The organism is Corallococcus interemptor (genome assembly GCF_003668875.1).
In the GTDB taxonomy this organism is placed as follows: Bacteria; Myxococcota; Myxococcia; order Myxococcales; family Myxococcaceae; genus Corallococcus; species Corallococcus interemptor.
Map to the genome: position 1 here is coordinate 1 of NZ_RAWM01000310.1, position 495 is coordinate 495.

Annotated in this window: 1 pseudogene; it reads left to right on the forward strand. The window is 71.1% G+C overall.

The features are described 5' to 3' along the window. Positions 1–495, forward strand: a pseudogene (locus D7X96_RS39175) (J domain-containing protein); the annotation flags it as partial.

The following is a 495-nucleotide window of genomic DNA, read 5'->3' on the forward strand; positions in this document are numbered from 1 at the left end:
CCTCTGGGCCGTCCAGCCCCCGAAGTTCCCCGCGTCCGCCACACCGCCCGTGCGTCCCGCCCGCGCCAGCGAGGACGACCTGTGGCGCATCGTCTCCTTCGACGAGTCCAACGACCCCGCCCAGAACCTCACCGCCTCCTTCGAGGCCGCCCTCCAGCAGGTGGACGCCCACCTGGAAGCCCTCATCCGCTCGGACGTCCGCTCGGCGGGCGACGCCAACGAATTCCTCGTCGAGGCCATCGTCGAGGCGACATTCGAGCCGCTGCCTTCTCCCCGCTCCACCGCGTTCCCCGGTGACAACGCGGGGGCTTCTGGCCAGACTGCGGACGAGCTGTCCGGTGATCTGGACGACTGGGATTTTGACGAGGACGACGTGGCGGCCGAAGACCCCTCCAACCCCGACGAAGCCTCCAAGCTCCGGCGCCAGCGCCTCCTGCGCCGCGCCATGGAGAACATGGGCACGCTCGGCGCCCGCCCCGCTCCCACCGCCAGCAC